The sequence below is a fragment of the Bacillus sp. AR2-1 genome, from assembly GCF_008368755.1.
Classification (GTDB): domain Bacteria; phylum Bacillota; class Bacilli; order Bacillales; family Bacillaceae_G; genus Bacillus_A; species Bacillus_A wiedmannii.
Map to the genome: position 1 here is coordinate 13417 of NZ_QORY01000003.1, position 23305 is coordinate 36721.

General features: G+C 33.3%; 14 protein-coding genes, 2 pseudogenes and 2 riboswitches. Of the genes and pseudogenes, 6 read left to right on the forward strand and 10 right to left on the reverse strand.

The features are described from left to right. Positions 1-40: 40 nt before the first annotated feature. The 3 genes and pseudogenes from DT250_RS03150 to DT250_RS32780 all read right to left on the reverse strand — a co-directional run. Positions 41-283 (reverse strand): annotated as a pseudogene (locus tag DT250_RS03150) (3'-5' exonuclease); the annotation flags it as partial. A gap of 197 nt (positions 284-480) precedes the next feature. Beyond that, the gene (locus DT250_RS03155; RefSeq protein WP_149212485.1) at positions 481-1908 is read right to left on the reverse strand and encodes a serine hydrolase domain-containing protein; all 1428 of its coding nucleotides are present in this window, start codon (positions 1906-1908) and stop codon (positions 481-483) included. A gap of 311 nt (positions 1909-2219) precedes the next feature. Then, positions 2220-2348, reverse strand: a pseudogene (locus DT250_RS32780) (3'-5' exonuclease); the annotation flags it as partial. Here DT250_RS32780 and DT250_RS03165 point away from each other — a divergent pair. From DT250_RS03165 to xerS, 4 genes are all read left to right on the forward strand, one after another. Beyond that, the gene (locus DT250_RS03165; protein WP_149212486.1) at positions 2327-2926 is read left to right on the forward strand and encodes a colicin E3/pyocin S6 family cytotoxin; all 600 of its coding nucleotides are present in this window, start codon (positions 2327-2329) and stop codon (positions 2924-2926) included. The pseudogene DT250_RS32780 and the gene DT250_RS03165 overlap by 22 nt on opposite strands. A gap of 14 nt (positions 2927-2940) precedes the next feature. After that, entirely contained in the window at positions 2941-3486 is a 546-nt protein-coding gene (locus tag DT250_RS03170; RefSeq protein WP_149212487.1) for a hypothetical protein, read from the forward strand. Between the two features lie 682 nt (positions 3487-4168). Beyond that, the gene (locus DT250_RS03175) at positions 4169-5113 is read left to right on the forward strand and encodes a nucleoside hydrolase (RefSeq protein WP_149212488.1); all 945 of its coding nucleotides are present in this window, start codon (positions 4169-4171) and stop codon (positions 5111-5113) included. Positions 5114-6289: 1176 nt separating this feature from the next. Then, positions 6290-7366 carry a tyrosine recombinase XerS gene (gene xerS, locus DT250_RS03180; protein WP_149212489.1) on the forward strand — a complete coding sequence of 359 codons (1077 nt, stop codon included), beginning with the start codon at positions 6290-6292 and terminating at the stop codon, positions 7364-7366. 370 nt (positions 7367-7736) lie between these two features. On the opposite strand, the gene DT250_RS03185 is transcribed toward xerS, so the two are convergent. After that, positions 7737-8822, reverse strand: coding sequence for a phosphodiester glycosidase family protein (locus tag DT250_RS03185; RefSeq protein WP_149212490.1), 1086 nt, complete (start codon positions 8820-8822; stop codon positions 7737-7739). A gap of 157 nt (positions 8823-8979) precedes the next feature. Further along, positions 8980-10308 carry a magnesium transporter gene (gene mgtE, locus DT250_RS03190; protein WP_149212491.1) on the reverse strand — a complete coding sequence of 443 codons (1329 nt, stop codon included), beginning with the start codon at positions 10306-10308 and terminating at the stop codon, positions 8980-8982. Positions 10309-10587: 279 nt separating this feature from the next. Beyond that, positions 10588-10753, reverse strand: a riboswitch (M-box (ykoK) riboswitch). A gap of 507 nt (positions 10754-11260) precedes the next feature. After that, positions 11261-11437, forward strand: a riboswitch (M-box (ykoK) riboswitch). 186 nt (positions 11438-11623) lie between these two features. Here mgtE and DT250_RS03195 point away from each other — a divergent pair. Continuing rightward, positions 11624-12751 (forward strand): FtsW/RodA/SpoVE family cell cycle protein, encoded by a 1128-nt coding sequence (locus DT250_RS03195; RefSeq protein ID WP_149212492.1) that lies wholly within the window; start codon positions 11624-11626, stop codon positions 12749-12751. A 226-nt stretch (positions 12752-12977) separates the two neighbouring features. Here DT250_RS03195 and DT250_RS03200 read toward each other — a convergent pair whose 3' ends face one another. From DT250_RS03200 to DT250_RS03220, 5 genes are all read right to left on the reverse strand, one after another. Further along, positions 12978-14015 (reverse strand): serine hydrolase domain-containing protein, encoded by a 1038-nt coding sequence (locus DT250_RS03200; RefSeq protein WP_149212493.1) that lies wholly within the window; start codon positions 14013-14015, stop codon positions 12978-12980. 643 nt (positions 14016-14658) lie between these two features. Beyond that, the gene (locus DT250_RS03205) at positions 14659-16449 is read right to left on the reverse strand and encodes a helix-turn-helix transcriptional regulator (protein ID WP_149212494.1); all 1791 of its coding nucleotides are present in this window, start codon (positions 16447-16449) and stop codon (positions 14659-14661) included. Between the two features lie 4 nt (positions 16450-16453). Next, positions 16454-17044: a sensor domain-containing protein gene (locus tag DT250_RS03210; RefSeq protein ID WP_149212495.1), complete on the reverse strand. Its 591-nt coding sequence runs from the start codon at positions 17042-17044 to the stop codon at positions 16454-16456. 699 nt (positions 17045-17743) lie between these two features. Beyond that, a complete protein-coding gene (locus tag DT250_RS03215) occupies positions 17744-19075 on the reverse strand; it encodes an erythromycin esterase family protein (RefSeq protein ID WP_149212496.1) in 1332 nt (443 codons plus the stop codon). A gap of 141 nt (positions 19076-19216) precedes the next feature. Then, entirely contained in the window at positions 19217-20374 is a 1158-nt protein-coding gene (locus tag DT250_RS03220) for a serine hydrolase domain-containing protein (RefSeq protein ID WP_149212497.1), read from the reverse strand. 557 nt (positions 20375-20931) lie between these two features. On the opposite strand from DT250_RS03220, the gene DT250_RS03225 reads away from it, so the two are divergent. Continuing rightward, entirely contained in the window at positions 20932-22962 is a 2031-nt protein-coding gene (locus tag DT250_RS03225) for a serine hydrolase domain-containing protein (RefSeq protein ID WP_149212498.1), read from the forward strand. The last annotated feature ends 343 nt before the right edge of the window (positions 22963-23305 follow it).

Sequence of the window (23305 nt, forward strand, 5' to 3'; positions counted from 1 at the left end):
CTTATTTTTATGTTAGTAATTTATCCCTATTTACAGTATTTTAATCTATTTGATTATTTTTGAGTTGTTGAAATAATTCCAGGACAGCAAAACAGTCAGCTGCTGCTCGATGCTTAATCGTTAATTCCGTTGCATCACTTAATGAAATCCATTTTTTTGAATCAACATAATCGCCGTACATTTTCATAACACATGTGGATTTAAAATCCTTAAATTCTACATTGTAAGCAATACAAGTGTTTTCTATCATGCCTAAATCAAATTCAGCGTTATAAATGTGCAGAAATAATAAAGTTGTTTAAAAATCCTTATTCCACGAACGGAGCAGGTTAGTGGAAGTAATAGTAATTAGGTTTGACTGGGAAAATTGTCGATGATATTAAAAAAGACACCGAAGTGTCTTATGTTTTTCAAATTAAGCATACCGATAAATTGAAATTTAATTACTTAACATTTTGCTTATCTTGGGAGCGAGGTATTTTATCGGTGAGTGTATACAAACCATGTAATGCTTGCTGTTAATAATACTGACGAAATCAAAGCTGTAAGAACACTATATGTTTGCCAAATAAGTATTGTTGACCAATCGAAAGCACAGCACAGTATACCCAGGACAATCGTAGCGATCAGGAAAATAACTGTTACGGTTATTCTCTTTTTTGTCATTGGCTGCCGTTCATTCGTTTTCCTTCTGCGCAATCCTAAGAGAAATAGCAAAACGGTCAATAGGCAAAGGATAATTGTGATAGACGACAAAATGATATCCAAAAGCTGTGTGCCGCTTATTTCATATGACTGAGTTAGATTGCCTTCTAATATATCTTTAACTTTTAGTACCATGTTTATATTGGTATTTGCGCCGTTGCTCAGCAAGGAGACGGCTGTTCGTTCATTTAGCAGTATGGCTACTTCGGTTCTGAAATTTGGATTGCCCCCAGTGTGTTCTATAATCGTTTGTTCGGCGTTTACGGACCAACCTGCCGCATAATACATACCGTTGACAGCCGGAACAGACATATCACCCCTATGTGATTTTTTGATAACCGTGTGAAATATTCCGGGTATGTCCTGCACAATACCCATCTGTATGCCCATCCAACGCGCCATATCTTTTGTATTAGAAATGATGTAGCCTGCCGGTTTATTCCCAGCATAATCCGGAGCTTTAAATGGAGTTGTCATAAAAAAGGAAGAACGGTAGCCCTGTGCCAACTGCCCAGTCGCTTGAGCATCTTCTTTATAAACATACGTCTGGTGAAGACCTAATGGCTGAAATACCTGTTCCTTCATAAAGTCTTCATAGCTTTGCCGCGACACAATCTCAATAACCAAACCCAATACGTCATAATTAACGGTTCCATAGTTATACTGTTCACCGGGAGGGAACGCCAATTCAGCATCCACGAGCATTTCCACGGTCTTTTGCAACATATCCGGTGTATTGCCTTGTGGAATATTTTGAGTATGCCTAATATTTGTTAGACCACTGGTATGGTGAAGAAAGTTATTTAGTGTAAGACTTTGCATATCAACAGGTTTCCCTTGATACTTTAACGTAAACCAAGGTAAATATTTTTGGACAGGGTCAGTCATTGAGAGCAGCCCTTTCTCTTCCAACAGCATAATACCCATACCGGTAAAAGCTTTACTGACTGAGGCTAACTCATAGAGTGTATTTTCACTTGCAGACAAACCCTTTTCACGGTCTGCATACCCTGAAGAAAAGTAGAACACTTCATCATCAGCAAGTATTGAGATTGACATTCCCGGCACACCTGATATACGACAGGCATCATCTAGCAACGCTTGTATTGCCGCAGATTGCGAATCTGACAACGCATAACTTTGTGTTGCGAATCCTGAGGATAATATAAATATTGTTAATACAAAAACAATAATCTTTTTCATAAACTCTCCTTTTTGGAAAATTATAAGAGAATAATATAAATAACCTCCTTTTACAACTACGAAACTAAACTTTAATTTATCTTTCTATTCACCTATATAATATCAAGTAATTGTAAAGAGTTACACTTAAACGAACAGATGCGTTAGTTCAATAAGAAGTAAACAACTTTATTATTCATTTTTTAAGTATTATATAAACAGATGGATGTAATTTGAAACAACTTTAAAGAGCCTTACTACGTAGAATGTAGTAAGGCTCTTAGCTTTTAATAATCAAAATTCAATAACTTTATTATTATTACTATTATACAATAAATAAGTAGACTTTTTCCTGCAGTAACTTCACATAATTTTTTATACATTACTGTCCACGATGGTGCATCGTGGACAGTTTTATTAGTAATACCATGAATGGAGGTTGCTTCAGCTGGAATATTTAGAAGAACAAAAACGTTCCGCTAAACAAACTTCATTATTCCTTGATTTAGCTCCTGGAATTGGAGAAGTAAAACAAGGTATACAGCTCTTTACGGGCGAGGAAATGTTTACTCATGATAAATATGCGCCAAGTGACTTTGTATGGGGGACGCTTACTGCAGTTACTGGTGGTACACCAAAAGTAATTGGCCGTACCTTTGGTAAATTAGGAGATCTCGAGAAAAATGCACAGAAACTTGGTAATGTAACAAAAAATGTATCTACAGGTTCTTTCGATGTAGCAGCCTTTGATAAAAAAATCGAAAAAATGAATATAAATGAAAAAGCTGCTGAAATAAAAATAGCCTCAAAAGGCATTGCAGAGCAAAACGGTTGGGAAAAGAACAATAAAATAAGCAGACTTAATAAAAGGGACGTATATGTTGATTCAAAAACAAAAAATCTTTATGCTGTAGATACACAACATGGAAGATTTGAAGTACTTAATAAGAATGGAAAACACCAGGGGGAAGTAGACTTTAATTTAAACTCAACAAAACAGGCTGATAAATCTGGGGGACATGATTTGAAAATGGGTTAAGAAAGGATTTATATATGAATGAATTGGTAAAAAAAACAATACAATATTTTTATGTAAATGGTAACGCGAATGAATATTTAATTAGGTGTAAAAACAAAATTGAATTACCAAAAGAATTAACTGTATTTATTCAAAATGCACGCATTCAAACAACACCTTTCTACAATGATGATATATGGCCAGCAGAAAAATTTGTATTCAAATTTGAAACTTATAAAAAAGATAATTTACAAGTAAAATACAGAAGTACTTTATTAATTTCAAAATTGGCACCCGTATTTTACTTACAACATGAATTTTCAGTGGCCTGTCCTGATGATGCGTCGCTCATGTCCACTTTAGATGGATATGACACACAGCCCTATACGATCCAACAATTGGAGTTAGAACAACAAGTCATTAAATCTTTAACATCTAAAAATTATACACAACTATCCTATGCAGAAGTAAATGAGGTTGTAATGGGTCTCAAATTCCCAGAAGGGGTAACAATTTTTGGCCCTCAGGTGACTGTAGAATATACTATGTTTCATGATGTACTTGATCTATGTCCAGAATAATAAACATTGTATGACACTATAAAAAATACAATAAAACAAGTTAGGTAAACCCATAAAGAAAGACAGTTATCCTGATTATGTAGTTGGTGGAAGTATCAAATGAAGGTACTATGGAAGAATTAAAAAAGATGCGAAGTTTATTCTAAGACTTCGCATCCTTTTATTTAACGCAAGCATTGTGGGAAATCAATTATGTATTGATTTCTCAGCATGAATAGTTTGTATACAAAGTTGAAGTCTTGCTAGAAGAAGGTACTAAATCTTGTGCGCGGTATTTACTTTTTCGTTTCACAAACCCAAACTTTATAGCTAATTCCTCTAAAACATCAAGTGACATATAACGTTACAACTCTTTAGAGAACAATTCTAGTCCATCAAAAATCAATAAGTTCATATCAAAAACGCCATCCTTTCCTATAATTCTACAGAAAGAAAAACGTATTTTATTCATTTTGAGGACCACATAATGAGTATAGAGTATCAGACAAAACTTGTTAAGATTAATAATTCCATACTATTTAATTCCATACAAAAGGAATTTGCTCATTATTAACGAAAGTGTATGTTAATTAGATGAATTCCTTTACATACCATATTACAAAAAAATATGGGAACAATCTTATCCTACGATACATAATAATAATCTGTTTTAAAAACTAGTAAAATGAAGGAGAAACATTGTATGGGGAAAAAAGTACTGTTTTTTGGAGATTTTGGAATTGATGATACGATAGCTATCATATATGCACATTTGACAGATAAAATTGATGTTATAGGAATTGTTGCAGACTATGGGAACGTACCTAAAGCTGAAGTTGTTAGAAATGTTCGCTTTTTACTTAAAAGCGTAGGAAAAGAGTATATAAAAGTTTTTGGTGGGGCGGAGCATTCCATGTCTTCAGAAGCTGAAACTTTTTATCCAGAAGTTCACGGTAAATTTGGGATAGGGCCCATTTACCCAGGACTAGAGATTCAGACATTTGAGAATTTTTTTGAGGTTCTCACACTTATTAAGCAGCATAAAAATGAACTTATTATTGTGAATACCGGAAGGCTAACTTCACTGGCAACTTTATTTCTCCTTTATGGAGATGTGATGGAATATGTACAGTCTTATTATATTATGGGAGGAGCATTTCTATATCCAGGAAATGTTACTCCCATAGCTGAAGCTAACTTTTATGGCGATCCTGGATCTGCCAATATTGTAATGAGATACGCAAAGAATCTATCAATTTATCCGTTGAATGTTACACAATCGGCTATTGTAACACCAGAAATGGTCAATTATATCCACTCTAAAGGAAAAACTAAATTTTTAAAGCCTCTTTTAGACTATTACTATTATCAATTTTATCAAAAAAAAGTTCCTGGAATACTAGGTAGCCCGGTTCATGATGCGCTTACATTAATTGCGATTAATCGTGATGATATTTTTACGTACCATCAATCAGCGGTAACAGTTAATGTACTTGACACTGCGAGAGGACAAAGTATAGGGGATTTTAGATCTACTTTTGAACCAGAAACATTCGGTAATCGTCCCAAACATCGGATTGCAATACAAATGGATTATGAACAGTTTTTTAAGGAGTTTATGGCTGTAATGACTGGAGACCTATTTTAGTCAAAAACCTTATATATAGATGTTTTGCTATCAAACTAAAGTATTAAAATGCCCTCTAAATGGAAATTTCATGCTTGTGTAGACTTGAAATATATTTTAATCATTTTGGGGGTAACTTGTTTCCCTAAGTTGATGGGCATGTGACAATAGCCCCATAAGAGTTCAATGAATCTCAAATAAAAAAGAATACTTGTGTTATTGAGATCGAAGGGAATTTTAGAAGTTATATTTTGAAATCTGTATTAATATCACGTTTAGCTGAATGATCAGCTAAACCAAGTACAATATAAAAGCACTAAAGGAAACACTCTATTTCGACATCATAGACAAACAAGTTTTGTGAGAAATACAATCTATTTAGCGTTAAGCGATTAGAGTTAATTGTTTTGTATTTAAGTATATATACTGAATATGTCCTATAAGCAATCGTATAGTCAATATTAATATGTATAGTGGAATGTAGCCGAAACTAAATGATACTAAATGATACTAAATGATACTAAATGATACTAAATGATACTAAATGATACTGAGACTGATGAAAGGGTAAAGTGAATGACGTAGTGTGTTAGATGAGCATAAAAGTTAATATGAAGAAGTAAAAAAAACACCCCATAACTTCGCACGAAATACCAATTTTACGAACAATAGGATAGTTAAATAAAAATCTAATACCGTATTTAGGGCTTTTAAGCTCAATCACATGAATCTTGGTATATTTGTATGTAGCTATATAATTCATATTTTATATAGAAATTATTAAATACTGAACTGTTCATTGAAAAATTTCATAGTAAATTACCTTTTAATATATAGGATTTTTTCTTATGTTAAACTAATTAATTCCTCAAAATCATGATTAAATTAACTAATACATGTTAGATAACGAATTTTAAACTGTTTTCATATATTGATTTTTTTGCATGAATTTATATATAAAAATTGTTTTATTTTAAATACATTTGTAGTTTTCCCACCATTTTTTATGGTTAAATACGAATTTCTCACTTAATTATCTATAATTTTTATTTGAGTAAATACATAATTCCTTTCACTATTGATTATATTTTAGCATCTCATAATTTAATTATGTAAATAAGTTTGTGTAAAAATTGAATTTAATGCGAACTTGTGTTCGCCTTCTTTTTCTGTTATAGTATATATGAGGTGATTTTTATGGATTACAGCAAGCAACGTCAAAAATCCGTACATCGTAAAAAATTATACGAGAATCTAAATGAAATGCCCTTTTACATAGAAGAATTTGTGGAGTACAAAGAATTGCATGATGCCTCTCCCTCCACCCTACTGAATTATGTATATGATTTTAGGGTCTTCTTTAACTGGCTATTATCTGAACAAATTATTGAATTTAAGCCTATTAAAGACATATCCTTCTCTGATTTGGAGAATTTAAAGAAAAAAGATGTTGAGAACTTCATGAGGTTTCTAAAACTACAACAAAACATGCAGAATTCCTCTGTTAACAGAAAAATTTCAGCCTTAAAGTCTTTATTCAAGTACCTTACTTCCCTATCAGAGAATGATGAAGGAGAATGTTATTTTTATAGAAATGTAATGGCCAAAATTGAAATACATAAAGATAAAGAAACATTAAATGCCCGTGCAAAACGTATGAGATCTAAGATATTTCATAATGATGACGATCAAGAATTTTTAAATTACGTTAAGTACGAACATGAAAAATCTTTAACAAAACATCAATTGTTCTATTTTCTAAGAGACAAAGATCGTGATGTAGCTATTCTTTCCCTTTTTCTTGGTAGTGGTATTCGTGTAAGTGAATTGGCCGATCTCCGTATGGAAGATATAAATATAAAAGAAAGGCTAATTGATGTAATACGAAAAGGAAATAAAGAAGATTCAGTATGGATTACTCCAATTGCGTTAAATGATCTTGAAAAGTATACGGAAATTAGAGATAGCAAATATGCACCAGGAAAAGAATTAAAAAATGTGTTTTTATCGAAGTATAAACATACTGCACAGCCTCTATCAGTTAGGGCCATCCAAGATATAGTAGAAAAATATACTAAGGCCTATGGAAAAAGAATGTCTCCTCATAAATTAAGACATACATTGGCAAATAAGTTATACATGGAAGAGAAAGACTCGTTACAAGTGATGCAGCAACTTGGACATACTAGTCAAGATACAGCATTGTTATATACTCAACTTGGGGAAACAACTATTAAAGATAGCTTAGGTAGACTAGGAAAGAATAAAGAATAAAAGTTCAGCAATTTTATTTTGCTGGACTTTTATTACGACATTTAAATAAGGTGCATTATTCGGTTCAATCTTTATTTTATTGTGTAAAAAATACATAGTTGGAGATCTGCTGTGAATTTATTTGATATTACAGGATTACTCTTAAAATTACACCATTTCTATTTGTTAGTTTTAGTGAAGACTCTTTAATATTTAATTTAATAGCAATAGAAATATTACTTAACATCTCAATTTCCAAATGGATTCGGTTTTTCAGAAAATAAACAGGATTAGTAAGATTTCAATATTATTTTATAACAAGATTTTTCACTACGTATGCTTAGCAGATAAATTTTAAAAATACATAGATGTCGTTAATTCATAAATTATTTTATATATTTGTACCAATTTCATCTAATGTTTTGGGATTTATCTTTTCCCCATCTATTGTCATCTTTATTTTTTGCTTTGAATTTGCTGTTACCACCCAAGCATTCGGTAAATAACGATCTTCATGAGATAATGTGGAAGGCGAATTTATAACTTTTCCCCCTAAATATAGGGTAGCAGAAGAACCTCCATCCATTGCCATCGCATTAATAGCTCCTTTTTCATATAGGATATCTTGACACTCTTTTAACGTAGCTCCTATACTATGCGTCTGTCTACCGTCAATGACTAGAAACATAATTGTACCATCTTCTTTTTGGGCCATAATACTTCGTGGGGCAGAACCCCAACCACCGTCTCCTTCTGTAATCATTTTTTCTCCATTTACAATTAACTGTGGCATAAATCCTGCTGCTGAAACGACTTGTTTATCCAAAAGTTGTTGGGTAGAATAATTTCCTGTTATCATTTGCCCAAACTTTGTTAAACCCGTAATAATTGTAGAGGTATTACTATCCATATTCGTATCAATAGCTTTCCCATTTTCTATTACTATTCCAGTAGCAACATTTCCTCCCCCCCTTCCTGTTTCATCAGCAAACCCACTTGCATTCTCAGCAACAAGTGCATGATTACGCTTTGCCATTACGCTAATTTTTTCTCCTCTGTTAGCGCCCTGTGTTCCTTGATGGCTAACAAGTTTAACATTGAAGGGATTACTAATAGTAACTAATTTCCCTTCGAAAAGAAAACGACTATCTTTATTACTTTTAATTGTTTCTACATCAATTTCTAATGGCTGATTTCTTAATTCTTCTAATCTTTTTCCTGCTATTTTTTTATAAATATGCTCATCACTGTTTGACCATTTCGGATGATTAATTCTATCTTGCAATTTATCTAGTTCCTTTTGGGATAAGAATGTATATTTCGCATATTGCGGATGCTGAGAAGTTAGTATACTACCAGCCATTGTTATGCGAAGCTCCCGGCCATAGCTAGTACCAAATAACATTCCTATGCCAATAAGCATGAAAATAGACAATAGAAGCAAAATTCGTTTGAAGATTTTTCTGAGATGTTTCATAGTTTTATCCTCCAGCATTCATTACATTCAATAAATCCATTAAAATATTATTTATCTAAAGACAAAAGTGTTTGATTTCCTCATGCCTGAATTCCCCGCTATATTTTAGCAATTAGGGAAAAATACTTATTCCAAATTTCGTTTTTTAAGTGTATATTTATAAATTTAATAACGTTTTTGCAACCATGAAATAAATTACTAATCCTGTTCCGTCAACAAATGTTGTAATAAATGGACCTGAAACAACTGCAGGATCTAGCTTTAATTTTCTTAGAATCAAAGGTAAAACAGCTGCTACAAGAGAGGCCCAAATAACAATAAATAATAAAGTAATTGCTACAACTTGTGCAACTTCTGTTCCAACTCCTAACATATAAGCACGAGTGAGCCCAGCTATCCCAAGTGCAAGTCCAAGAAGCATACCAATTGCAAATTCCTTTTTCATTACACGGAAAATGTCTTTAAATTTGACCTCTCCAATACCGATTGCACGAGTAATTGTTGCTACAACCTGTGTTCCTGTATTCCCTCCAGTACCTACTAATAATGGAACAAAGAAAGCAAGAGCAACTACAGTTTCAATTTCGTCTTCAAAATACTTTAATACTGTACCTGTATATGCCTCAGCAACAAAAAGAAGTAATAACCATGGTAGACGTTTTAAGAAAATGCTCAAAATGCTAGCTTCAAAGTAAGATTGGTTCAATGGTTCACTTCCGCCTAACTTTTGAATATCTTCTGTAGCTTCTGCTTCCATAACATTCATTACGTCATCAAATGTTATAATACCAATCATTTTATTATTTGCTGTTGTCACAGGTATTGCTGCTAAATTATAATTCAATAACTTTTTTACAACTTCTTGCTGGTCAACTTCAGCGTGTACTGAAATTACCTCTTGAATCATGATAGTAGATAATATCTCTTCATCTGCTGCTAGTAATAACTCATGTATGGAAACGATTCCCTCAAGATAACCATGACTATCAAGAACATAACTATAAGATATTGATTCTACATTTTCAGAATGTTCCCTAATGTACTTCAATGTCATTTTTACTGACCAATTTCCTCTAACTGCAACAAAATCACTTGTAACAAGACTTCCTGCCGTTTCAGGTTTGAAAGTCATCAATTTTTTTACGTTATGTTTTGTAATTTTATCTAGATACGCCATTAATTTAGCCTGTTTTTCCGGATGAACCGTTAGAAGTAAATCTACTAATTCATCAATCGGTTGTAAATTTAGTAACTTTTTAGCTTTATTTTCAGATAAGTGAATTAAGATATTATATTTTTCTTCTGCACTCATATAATGAAGAATTTTAGAGCTTTTTAATACAGGAATCATATTTAGCAATATAACTTGATCTTCAATTGAAAACCGTTTTACTTCTTGCGCAACATCATACGACCGAAGACGTAAAACCTTCTCTGTATCCAAATTATTTTTGGTTGCAAGTAATTCCTTTAATAATTTCTTCATGTTAACTCCTCCTCATATTGCTAAGGGAGACTCTAGAGTTTCATGAGTGGTTTTGTTTTATTTTATCTGTCTTAAATTTTTTATTAGAGCAATAATAGTTACATTGCAATCAATTCATTATTTAGAATTACCTCCTTTTTGAATATAGACAAGATAAAACAAATAACATTAAACAGAAAAACCTTTACTCAAAAAGGAGTAAAGGTTTTTTACAATACAAATAAATGATTATTAAGACAGCTCTGCCAAAATCACAGAGGTGCCTTTCTATCAAATCGTATACCACTCCCTCGTTGAGTTTTAGCACTGTATAGCATAGGTTTTTATAACCAGCTACATTAAGAAGGGCCTTAATCCGACCGTTCCTGTTGACCCATTGGCGTCTCTCGACATTTTTGGGCAGCAGCGTTTCTCTATACAGGAGCCTCACCTAACAAAGTTTATTAAATTACTTCAAAATTTAAACCAGAATTTAATATTTGTCAACTGACTTTCAATTCCATTCATAAAAAAACCTTTTATGGAAAATGAAATTATATTTTATTATAAATTTAAAATTCCCCTAAAAAAACATAGAATTCAAATAGATTTAATTCGAAGAAACGTTATAAAACATATGAAACTTATTGTTTTTAAACAAATTCCAACTTTATAACAGAAGATGAATAATTAGTCATTCTGTATATCAAAAGAACATTCATAAAAAAATCTTCTTTTATGATTAAAATCTTCTTTACTGTTTATCAAATTTATATGGTTAAACTACTTAATCAAACTATACACTACAAGTTGAAAATATATACTTATACAGAATGATTACATACATTTTCTCATATCATTTCTCAAAGGACTATAAAGCAATAAAACAGATAAAATTAGCAATATGGTTGCTTGACAAGCAAAAAAAATATATTTATGCTTGCTACACGAAACAAACACATAAAATTTATATTGCTTAACCTGTTAGGTGAGGCTCCTATGCAAACACAGGCTATTGCCCAAAAATGTCGAAAGACGCCAATGGGTAGAACAGGAATTGTCGGATTAAGGCTCTTCTTAAGATAGCTAAGTAATGAATTTTCATTACTTTACGTTGTATAGTGCCAAAGCTCTACTAGGGGGAGAAAAGCCTTATTTAGTCATGCCATTTTGAATCCCTCTAGTTACATACTAGGGGGATTTTTGCGTAAAAAAACAGGGAGTAAGCAATAGAATCTTCCTAAACAAAAGTCATATTTAATAATTGACGAGAACAAGATTCTATTCATTAGCAAATGGAATATTATGTTTTGTTTTAAATCAGGAGGATATTAAAATGAAAAAAATATTAAAACTCGATTATCTATTGCTCCTTCCTCTATTCATAACATGTACTTTAGGTATTATTATGATGTATAGTGCAAGCTCCATTGTCGCTGTCCAACATTACGGTTATAACAGTAGACATTTTGTTGATTCTCAATTAACAAAGCTACTTTTAGGAACAATAGGGTTAATAGTTTGTGCTTTACTCCCATATGAAATATGGAAAAAACGAATAGTCTCAATCTGTATTATGGTTGGGGGGATTTTTTTATTAATTATGGTTTTATGGAAAGGAAAAGTGGTAAATAATGCTCAATCATGGATCTTTGGAATACAGCCAGCTGAATTTCTTAAATTAGGAACAATACTTGTAACAGCTCGTTTTTTTGCATTACGACAAGAACAAGCTAAAAATAACTGGAGTGGTATTGGAAAACTTTTATTTTTTTTAGTTACAATTTTTTTTCTTATCTTTAAACAACCAAATTTAGGATCTGCACTTTTAATATTAGGTATAGGTTTTAGCATATTTCTTTGCTCAGGAATAAATATAAATCTACTAATCAAAAGAACTACCATCGGTTCTATTTTATGGTTACCTATTTTATATTATTTGATTCAATATAGTTTATCAGAAGTTCAAAAGACACGTATTACTACGATTTTCAATCCCTTTGTTGATGCACAAGGAAATGGATACCAGCTTGTAAATTCTTTTATTGCCATTGGCTCTGGAGGAATCACTGGTCGTGGGTTTGGAAATAGTATACAAAAAACAGGTTATCTGCCAGAACCACACACTGATTTTATAATGGCAATAGTTTCTGAAGAACTAGGATTTATTGGTGTATTTATTATATTGGTTGGAGTTTTGACTATAGTACTTCGCTCCTTAAAAATTGCACAATTATGTGTAGATCCATTCGGCAGTTTTATAGCAATTGGTATAGGATGTATGATCGGTATTCAATCTGTTGTAAATTTAGGTGGTATTACAGGACTATTTCCTCTTACAGGTACCCCATTTCCATTTGTAAGTTTTGGTGGAAGTTCTTTAATGGTCAATTTAATATCGGTAGGAATATTAATTAATATTTCAATTTTTAATAAAATTAAGTTTGATAATCATTATATATAATTTTTTATATTTTAAATAAAATAATTTAAAATCCGACCTCATTAATTGATCTATATTTAAAGAATTTCTAATTTATTTTAACTGTATAAATATTAATATTTATGTTCCTTTTAATACGAAAAAAGGCAGGCATAAATATATGCTTGCCCTCCGTTCTCATAATCAATTAAACCTAAAACAACGTGAGGTTAACCAAATCTAGATACTGTCTTCTACGCCCTATTTTTTACTTTTCTAAAACAATTTCTGCTATTTCATTAGCATATTTTTTAGAGTCAAATTCATCATAGTTACTTAGTACCACAACAGACAAAGATACTTCTGGAAACCTCATGAAGTGTGAACGATAGCCTGCCCAGCTTCCTGAATGTTCTAAGTATTTACAGTTAAAACCTTCCGCAAGCCTTAGCCCAAAAGCATAATCTTCATTGTCAATAATCGTCTCTCCAGTTGGAGAAATTTTTGGACCTATTTCGCTCATCCTTTTAACAAGGTCATTTCCACCAACAGTACCTATAGTTAAATTCTCTCCCCATCTTACAAGATCTTCAACATTTGTATGAACTGCTCCATCCCCTGTATGTTCCCAAGGGCTTTCATAGATTTTATATGTTCCTTGCTCATTCCTCGAATATCCATTAGCAACTGATATAGTAGTTGGGTAGCAATCCACAATTGTTGTGTCTTTCATGTGTAAAGGATCAAAAATACGTTCCTTTGCAAACTGACGTAGGGATTTGCCACTTACCTTCTCTACCACTAGTGACAATAAAAAATATCCTGTATTGCTATACTCAAATTTTGTGCCAACTGGGAATCTTGCAATTTGATGATTTTTAAGGTGCTTTAGCGATTCTTCCACAGTTAATATATCAGTAAATTTAATATTTTCTGCTTGAGCCAATTCCATATAATCAACTAGTCCACCAGTGTGATGAATTAGATGTCTCAATGTTACAGGTTCAGCATATGCACCTATAGAAGGGACAAATTTTACAATTGAATCATCTAAACTCAATTTCCTCTCTTGTTCTAAGAGTAATATAGAAAATGCTGTGAATTGTTTAGAAACTGAGGCTATATTAAAAACGGTTTTGGTAGTTATGGGTAGATTTTTCTCTATAGAAGCTAAGCCAACTGCACCTTTATAAGTTACTCCGCTATCAAAACTAGCAATATATGAAAAGCCTGGAACTTTTGGTGAAAACTTTTTTAATAATTGTTTAATCAATGTATGCGTCTTTTCATTATATGTATTATTCACCTCAATCACATCCCCTTCCCTTTAAATGATTAGAAATATATTATCCTGTTATCTTTTTCAATTACACATCTTACTTCAACTCAAAACAACATATTTTATATTTGACTACAATCAAGCACCGTCACACTGATTTCTTTAGTTTCTAAATTCTTCTCTATATAGAGAGCTTTAATTTAGTAAGTATTATTATCCCCGAATTTACGAAATTCCCTCTTTCAATTCTAAAATTACTCGTGGCAACTTAATAGATATTTTCTAAATTGGGTCAATAACATCTAAATCAAAGATGTTATTGACCCAAAAATACCTATTTTACTTTTAGATTTAGGACCGATGTACTAACAAATATGAAAACTATTTACCAGTCCTCTATAAAGATAGGTTTCAATAAAACATTTATCTACCTTAAACCTTGTTTCAAATTTAGTTATAGTCTACACATTTTATAGTCTTCGTCTATAGTGTTTTACTTTTTCGATATGAGAATCCAAATAACCTTTTTAAACAACTTTGTTCACAAAAAAGCAGAAGCGTTCCAAATCTTTATTTTTCATTGTAGTTTCAAATGTGGGATTGGGTAGTGATGTTCTGCATCATCTGTAAGTTCCCCATTAACTTCAGCTAACTAGTTCAAGTGGGAGAGTCATGAAAGTAGTCCTATATCTTTTGCCTTTTGTACTGCTTCTTCTCGATTTTTAACTCCTAGCTTCTCATAGAGATTGGAGGCGTAATTTCTTACTGTTCCGTTTGACAAATAAAGTGTCGAAGCTATTGTTTTATAACGGCTTCCTTGTGATAATAGTTTCAAAATCTCTAATTCTCGTTTCGTCAATCCATACTCTATTCCAGCTGATCGTGATTCAAATAATCCTGTTTCTTCATTTTCTTCCCACATCCTATGGAACAAGTCATGAGTAATCATCGTGCCTCCTCGATAGACTAGACGAATTGATTCAGCTAGTTCACGCGAATCTATGGATTTCAATACATATCCATCCGCACCATTTCGTATGATTTCTTTTGCCCTTTCTGTATTCTGGAAGGTTGACAGAATAAGTACACGAATGTCTGGCCATTTTTTCTTAATCATTTTAGTTGCATGAATCCCATCCAGATTTGGCATCTCTAAATCCATTAATACTACATCTGGTTTTAGTCTCTCGCACAATTCCAAAGCCCGTTCTCCATCTTCAGCCATTCCCACTACTTGTAAATCATCCAGTCCACCCAAAATTGTATGAAGACTTTCTCTGATAAAAGAATGATCATCGACAATACACAGGCGAATTTGCTCGTTAGCCAGTTGTACTTGTTTCGGTAAAACACATGAAATTAATGTCCCTTCCCCTTTTTTGGAATAAACAATGACTCTTCCTTGTGACTGACTTACACGCTCTTTCATTGCAGTTAATCCAAAGCCATCCTTCCACTCTTCTACCCCACAGCCATTATCCTCTACATCCAATCTTATCTGTTGTGGTTCAAAATGAAGTGACACAATGATTTCTGTGGAATGCCCATGGCGAACAGCATTTGTTAGTGATTCTTGCAAGCTCCGATATAGTGTCATTTTTGATTGTTTGGAGACCATATACTCTTCCCCTATTATTCGAGTACGTACATTTACTTTTGCATGTTTCTTAAATTCCTCTGTCAATTGTTGTAGTGTAGTAGCTAAGGGAAGCGACTCTTGTGATAAATCTAATTGGTGTAAATACAGTCTTACTTCTTCCATACTGTTACGGGCCAATTGTAATAATGAATCTAGCTGTTGCTCTCCTTCTTTAGACTTTAATTCCACACGCAATGTTTCCATCCCCATAATAATTGAAGTATAGGAATGCCCCATCGTATCGTGTAAGTCTTTTGAGAGCCTATCACGTTCCTCCAGTAATGTAATCCGCTCAACTTGGGATACGTATTGTTCCAATACATGTTTCTGATTCCGAATAATTTCACTTTGACGGTAATTAATAGCCAGTAAACGAAAGAAAGAGCCCATAGCAAAAGCTAAACTGAGTTGTAGGATGATTACCCATAAATCTGTCACTTCGGAAAATATCGCAATGAGCAACGGGAACAAAATAATTGTGATAGGACCCGACCAGCGGTAAGATTTATGAACGCTATTTGCCGCAATCATAAAAGTTGGCATTAAAAAAGCAAGATATGCTAACGGAAATAATAAAGTTAAATAGAAACAAACTCCGCCAAATAATATTATTTCAGTAAATAAATAATAGCGATAACTGAACATTAAACAAATCCAAGGTACTGAAAATGAAACGACTTCCCAAAGGATTATGATCCAAAGTGGTACTGTCAAATGATCTTGTTGTTGTATAGTCGTTGATATCAATGATAGCCAAACAATAAAGCGTATACAAAGTAAGGCCCAATCATACCAAAACCATAGTTTTAAAGTCTTAAACAAATTATCACTCCTTTATAGCTTTAAACATGAAACGCGTGTACATTCCAATAATTCGAACTAAGTCGTTTCCAATAAGATTATGTATCCAGATGAGAATGAAACCAACAATCATGACAAAAATTGCTGTCTCCCATGAATTCACAGCAATGCCCAATAAGTATATATTAAAATATTGAAAAAGTAAGGGGGTAACGATACATACTATTGGCATTACATACAGTAAAACAGCACATATAAGACTTATTATTCCGACAAAAATTTTCTGCATGAGCCAAAAAATAGCCCTCCAGTTGCTATTATTAAGGATTATATCCCTCATTATAATCCATTTATCTCTCTCCTCTTTTTTTCTTGGTTCGAATAGATCTATCGATATATCTGTATAAACTTTCGTCTGGATACGTTCATACTGAACAAACGTTTGAGTTGTTTGTAGTACCCACGCTAATAAGGGAATACCCCAAAAAATAATCGTCATTACTAATGCAAATGTAATGCTGATCAGATAGAAACAAAAGTAAAAAAAACCGGATACAAAGGTAAATAACAAGAAATAAAAATCTTGCAAAGTTTTTTGAGCTGACGCTTTCATCATTAAAATCTCTCCTCCTCATTCATTGCTAATGCGTTAAAAGCTACTTTTTTATTCTAAGTATTTTTCTGTCACAAACGGTAGTGTCAAAATGTCATGGTTTGTATGACATAACTATCAATACAGCCTTATTTACTTAATTTTTGTTGTTCTTTATAAACATGACAGAAGTTCACTATCGACTATGACCCGCCGCTTGTTATACTCTGTTCATACGCTAATTCTTTATGTTAAAGATAAGATTGTGTTCCCGATTTTATCTTTTTTCTTTGCAAATTTTTTGGTACAAAAAAGGAATCCTTATAATAAGGATTCCTAAAAGAAACGACGTACCCTAATCAATTTCTTGATTTAGTCCATCACACGTATAAAGTAAACTTTAATCAGCCCTCACCAATCAGTTTTTTACGGGCAACCCACCCAGCCTAACTTCTTTGTTTTCGCTACATTTTGAGGTTGAGCTCTTATTGTCCGTTAATGTGGGATAAATTCCTTAGTTCCTCATTTTATCTACTTAGGGAGAATTTTATTTTGTTAACTTAATGATAATGTGCTTCTATCCCACATCGTCTCTAATTTGAAAACATTTATTTCATCTAATAATCCTTTAATGAAATAACCTAACTGACATTTCTAAACAACTCTATTGACACTTAACACTATCATCAATACTACACTTCGTTGAGCCACATTATTACAAATTTATTGATGTAGTTGAGATGGACTCACTTTTTGAATTTGAACAAGTATATCAAACGCTTTACCTAATGATATATCAACAGTTTTTGGTATATCAGGCCCTTCGGTAGTTATTCCAGCGAAAATTGGATGTTGTTCGTTTAACCAAGTTTTTGTCACGCCGTTTGCCTTGCGTAAATCAATAAAAAATTGATCTTTTTTAACTTGTCCAAAGATGTAGTTATAACTGTTTGAATCATCCGATTTTAATGTTCCATAAGGGCCAAATTCACCATCGCTATTCTTGACATTATATTGTCCTTCATAAACTGACGTTCCAATAGATACGTACCGTTTTCCATAATATTCTGCTAAATGCTGCCCAGCTACTTTAGGATATATAAAAGGAAGCATATTTGTTTTCGAAACGTGTCCATTATGTCCCCATACAATCGTTTTTCCTAAATGTTCTTCCGTCCACTTCGCATTTTCATACATTGCAATATCATGTTTCAAATAAAAATCCGATGGTTTATCAGGAGGTGTCGCTAACATTGTAGTAAACTGTTCAATAATACGAGCATTTTGCTTTATCCATGCAAACTCTTTAGATTTTCCATTTAAATAGCTTTTATTTTCCTCTAATAAAGCACTAATTTGTTTAGCATCTAAAACATACTTTTCTTTTTCTTCTTTCGTAAGGCTTTCAAAAGTATTCATATCCTTTGTTACAGGAATAAGACCTTTTATCTTCTCTTCTACTCTAGGCAACAGTTTTGAATTGTTCGCTTTAACATATTCTATTATATTATTATAAACATTCTCGTTTACTGATTGAATGTCCATCCCGATGATACGTACCTTAGATTTATGTTTTGGATTAGCATTATATTGCCGAATCCAATCAAGTAAAGCTAGCATTTCTTTCGTCTTAAATGTAGGTGATAGATGTTGGCTTGGGTTTCCCTTACCAGTAAGAACATATCGATCAAGTTCCAAGGCCCTATCCCATCCCTCTTCTAAAACTAGATTGGTAAAGCCCTTTTCAGATACTAAATAATTAACAATACGGTGTTTCATCGTAAAAACTTCATGAGCCCCATGCGTAGCTTCACCTAAACCTACAATTGAAGCTGAACCTACCATATCCTTAAGTGGTTTCAAATCATTAAAAGATGCAGTTGGATTAGTTGTTTTTAAAGGCTTTGCATGTGCTTCTAACCATTTCGCTATTTGATTTGTATTGTAGGGAGCTGTAACAGAAACCTCTGTTTTCGAATCTGCATAAGTATTTCCTACAAAATGAGTAATTGTTATAGCAGAAGCAACAATTGCAATAATTATTTCCTTTTTCATAAAACCCTCCTGAAATACTTACTTATTAGTTTTTTGACATGCTCTAAGGATCCCAGTTTAAACTATTAACCCCCCTATTACTGTTAAGATACATTTATTCTAATTCCTAAAACTCACTTTTTATCTGGTTTTCCTTTTTACCTACTTGCTAAATTCAGCAAGTAAAATACTTTTAAATGGATCAGGACTATCAGCTTTAAAACTGTTCAAATTGACGGCCAATGTATGCTTACCTCCAAGTGTGCCACCAGCAAAAGTGGTAAACCCTGGAACGACCCCCCTGTGTCCCCATACCGAGACACCGTTCGGAAGCTTAATTTCATAGATTCCAAGACCATATCCGGTTCCCTCTCTATTTGTAGGAACTGTAGTAAGCATTTGTTTTAATTGCTGTTCCTTCAGTAATTTACCACTGAGTAAGTAAGTGAAGAATTTGTTTAAATCGTCAGCAGTAGAAATCATATCTCCATCCGAGCTACCTGGGTTAATATAAGTAACGTCTTTTAGCTCACTTGCTCCGTCTAGTTGGAAATAGCCACGGGCATGCTTGGTGCCTGGAATCACGCTTGAATTGCCAGGTAGGAATGTATTTGACAAATCAAGCGGTTCAATAATCCGATTTTCAACCTCTTCGACATAACTGTTGCCAGTTACTTTTTCAATAAGGATCCCCAGTGATACGTATCCTGTATTTGAATAAGACCAACCCTTTCCTGGGGCAAAGTCTGGGGGAAATGAAATCCCCATTTTGACGAATTCTTCAGCCGTATACGATTTTTTTGTATCCATAATATCAAAGTCTTTTGAATTTACATAGTCAGCAATACCACTTGTATGATTCAATATTTGCCGGATCGTAATCTGGTTACCATCATATCCGTTTCCTTGAATAACACCAGGCAACCATTTTTCAATGGAGTCGTCTAGATTCAAACGGTTCTCTCCAGATAATTGAAGTAGAAATGTTGCAATGAACGTTTTCGTCACACTACCAATGCGAAAGCGAAAATCTGTCTTCATTGTTTTCTTGGTTCTCAGATCCGCTATCCCGGCGGCGTAGCTCCAATTTTTACCACCCTTAGAAATTTGAGCGAGTATTCCAGGGTATCCAAGTTGGAGTGCATCCCGCATTGCTTTCTTAACAGAATTACGATCGCTTTGATTACTTGTTTGTAACGAACTAGATACATTTTGCGTAGGTTCTGCTTTTACAATTGATGTTGGTGTTATGTATAACAGGGAACTTCCAGCTATTAAAAGTGATAGACTTGCACTCGTAATTTGCCTACTTGTTTTCATAAGATCCTCCCTCTCCTCTATTCATATTGTGTAGATGGTTATTAGCTGTTTCATACTAAGCACACAGCTATCACCTCTATTAAAAGTTCAATATTACATTTGTAATTATCTTGCTAATTATTTTTTCACAAATGCAATTGTATTCTAACAAACGATAAATCCCTCTTTTTCCGCATGTATGTTAACCCTAGAAGAACCACTCTTATTACTGGTTTGTTTTTCATAAATAAATCATGCCTATTTCCCCTTTCACGCCTCATTATATTTTTTAACATACACAATGTAGATCTCCCCTCCCCATTTATTGTTAATGCGTTAAAAACTGCTCCTTGATTCTAAATGTTTTTCTGTCACACACGGTAATGTCAAAATGTCATGACTTTTATGACATAACTATTAATACAGCCTTATCCACTCAATTTTGTTCTCCTTTATAAATATGACAAAAACTCACTACCTACTATGACTGGCCTCTTGCTACACTCTGTTCATACGCTAACGGGTGCTAACTCGTTTCGCTAACAAAAAAAACAAATCAATTAAAGGAGCTTATAAAAATGAAACAAGCAATTAACAAACTGGGGATCGTTGCAGTTCTTCTTTCTTCTTCAACAATGATTTCTGCGTGTTCCCAACAATTATTAGAAGCTGAAAAATCAAAACCATTAGCATCCTCAACTAATATTCAAATGATGGAAGGACCTAATAATAAAAAAGAAATAGAATCTTTTGCAGACCCGTTATTTGAAGAAAAGATGAAGAAGTATAATGTGAACGGTTCTAGTTTTGTCGTCGTTCATGATGGAAAGGTCGTTGTCAATAAAGGATATGGATATGCCAATAAAGAAAAGAAAATCCCTGTCACTAAGGACACGGTCTTTCAAATCGCTTCAGTCTCAAAAACCTTTACTGCTTTGGCTGTGATGCAGCAAGTCGATAAAGGAAAGCTTAAACTAGATCAAGATGTACAAAAATACCTTGGTGGATTACAAATTCCTAATCAAACAGGGAAACCTCTCACCCTGTTTGATATGCTTACTTATACTAGCGGGGTAGATTTTCCGGATCTCACAAATATAACTGGACCCGAATACGTACATAATAGTATACCAATGAAAGAATTTTTCTCTAAGCATATGCCAACGGTGATACGGCCACCAGGGGAAGCTTATACGTATGACAACGTCTCATTTGCGCTCGCAGGGTTTGCAGTAGAAAATGCTACTAACACCCCTTTCTCAAAATATATGGAAAAAAATATTTTCAAACCATTAGATATGGAATCTACGAGTATGAGCTTTACGCCTGACCTTCTCAAAAGAATGGCTACACATTATGGTCCCACAGGTGATCCGATTCCAACAAGTGGGAGCGGTTTAAGGGATACACCACAAGGAGGCATTTTATCTACTGCGGAAGACATGTCAAAATACATGATTATGCAACTACAGAAAGGAACGTTTAAAGACAAAGAAATTGTAAGTAAAAAAGGCATAGATATGATGCATGCCTATCAAGTTTTTGATGATAAGACAGTCCCTGTTGCGACAATTGGATTTGAAACGCCTTTTAATAAATTTGCTAACGGTCAACATGTTGTAATGAAAGGTGGAAGTATGCCTGGGCATCAATCACTACTGATTTTAGTGCCTGAACAAAAAACAGCATTCTTCATTTCTTACAATAATGATTCAATGATGAGTATAGACATATATGAAGCTCTCATGGATCACTATTTCCCCGCTAAGAAGAATGAAGTAAAAACAAGTTATCTCCCGTTAGAGGAAAAAGAGGCTCATAAATACTTGGGTTTATTCCAGAACACGCGTTTCGCTGCCATTCGCACTCATTTTACTTATGAAAATGGGAATTTGATCATGGAGGGTGGAACAACGGGAAAACAAGTTCTCAAAATGATTCATCCATTGTTATTTGAGGATTCAGAAGGCAATAAAGTCGCTTTCAAAAAGAATTCAGCAGGAGAAATCACATATTTTCACTACACCTCTCCTAAAAGCCTTGATTTTGTAGCAGATGCTCAGAAAATTAACAACAAATCACCGTTTGATGACGTGCCAGCAAAGAGTAAATATAGAAGTCACATTGATAACCTTCATGCTCTAAACATTATGGGTGCTAAAACAGATAATCTATTTAATCCGATGGACACCATGACACAAGGAGAATTTGCGGATATGCTGTTACTTGCTCACGGATGGAACGGTTTTCCAGACGAATCCAAGGAGGCAAGGGAAAAAATGATGAATGGAATTCCAGAGTATAATCGTGCTACCCCGATTACACGACAGGTCGCAGCAACCATGATTCAAAACGTAAAGCAAATTCAAGACTTGAAAATGATTCAAAATGATAAATCTAGTAAAGTTAAATTACTTGATGCCGCAGATGATTGGGCAGTCCAATCTATTCAAGCACTTGCCTCCCAAGGAATTCTAGACCCTGATACTTCCATCAATGCTGACGGATCTTTTATGTTCCGTCCGAAAGATGTGTTACTGCGTCAAGAAGCAAGTTCCTTGCTGGATTTAGCTTTTGGCTATTATTCATTACCTATTAAACGACAGTAGATATTTATTCTAATTTAAATAATAAAAAAATAGGATGCTAGTACCTTATCAATATTAAGCTAAAATAAAACAAGAAATTTAACTTTATAAGATTTTTATAAAAATACAAACGATTCGAAGCATAACTCTATATATTTGAAATTTTTGTATTAAAAAAGGAACCTATTAGGAAATATGATAGGTTCCTTCCTTTAATTTAATAGACGTTATACACTGTAAATATGGTGAGTTAGATCTTCAACCTCTTCTAAAACAATTCTCTTAAAAGATAGAAATCTTACATGCTTGTTGTAGAAAGACATGAAAATGGATACTTTTTAGACACAAAAGTAGATACTTCTTG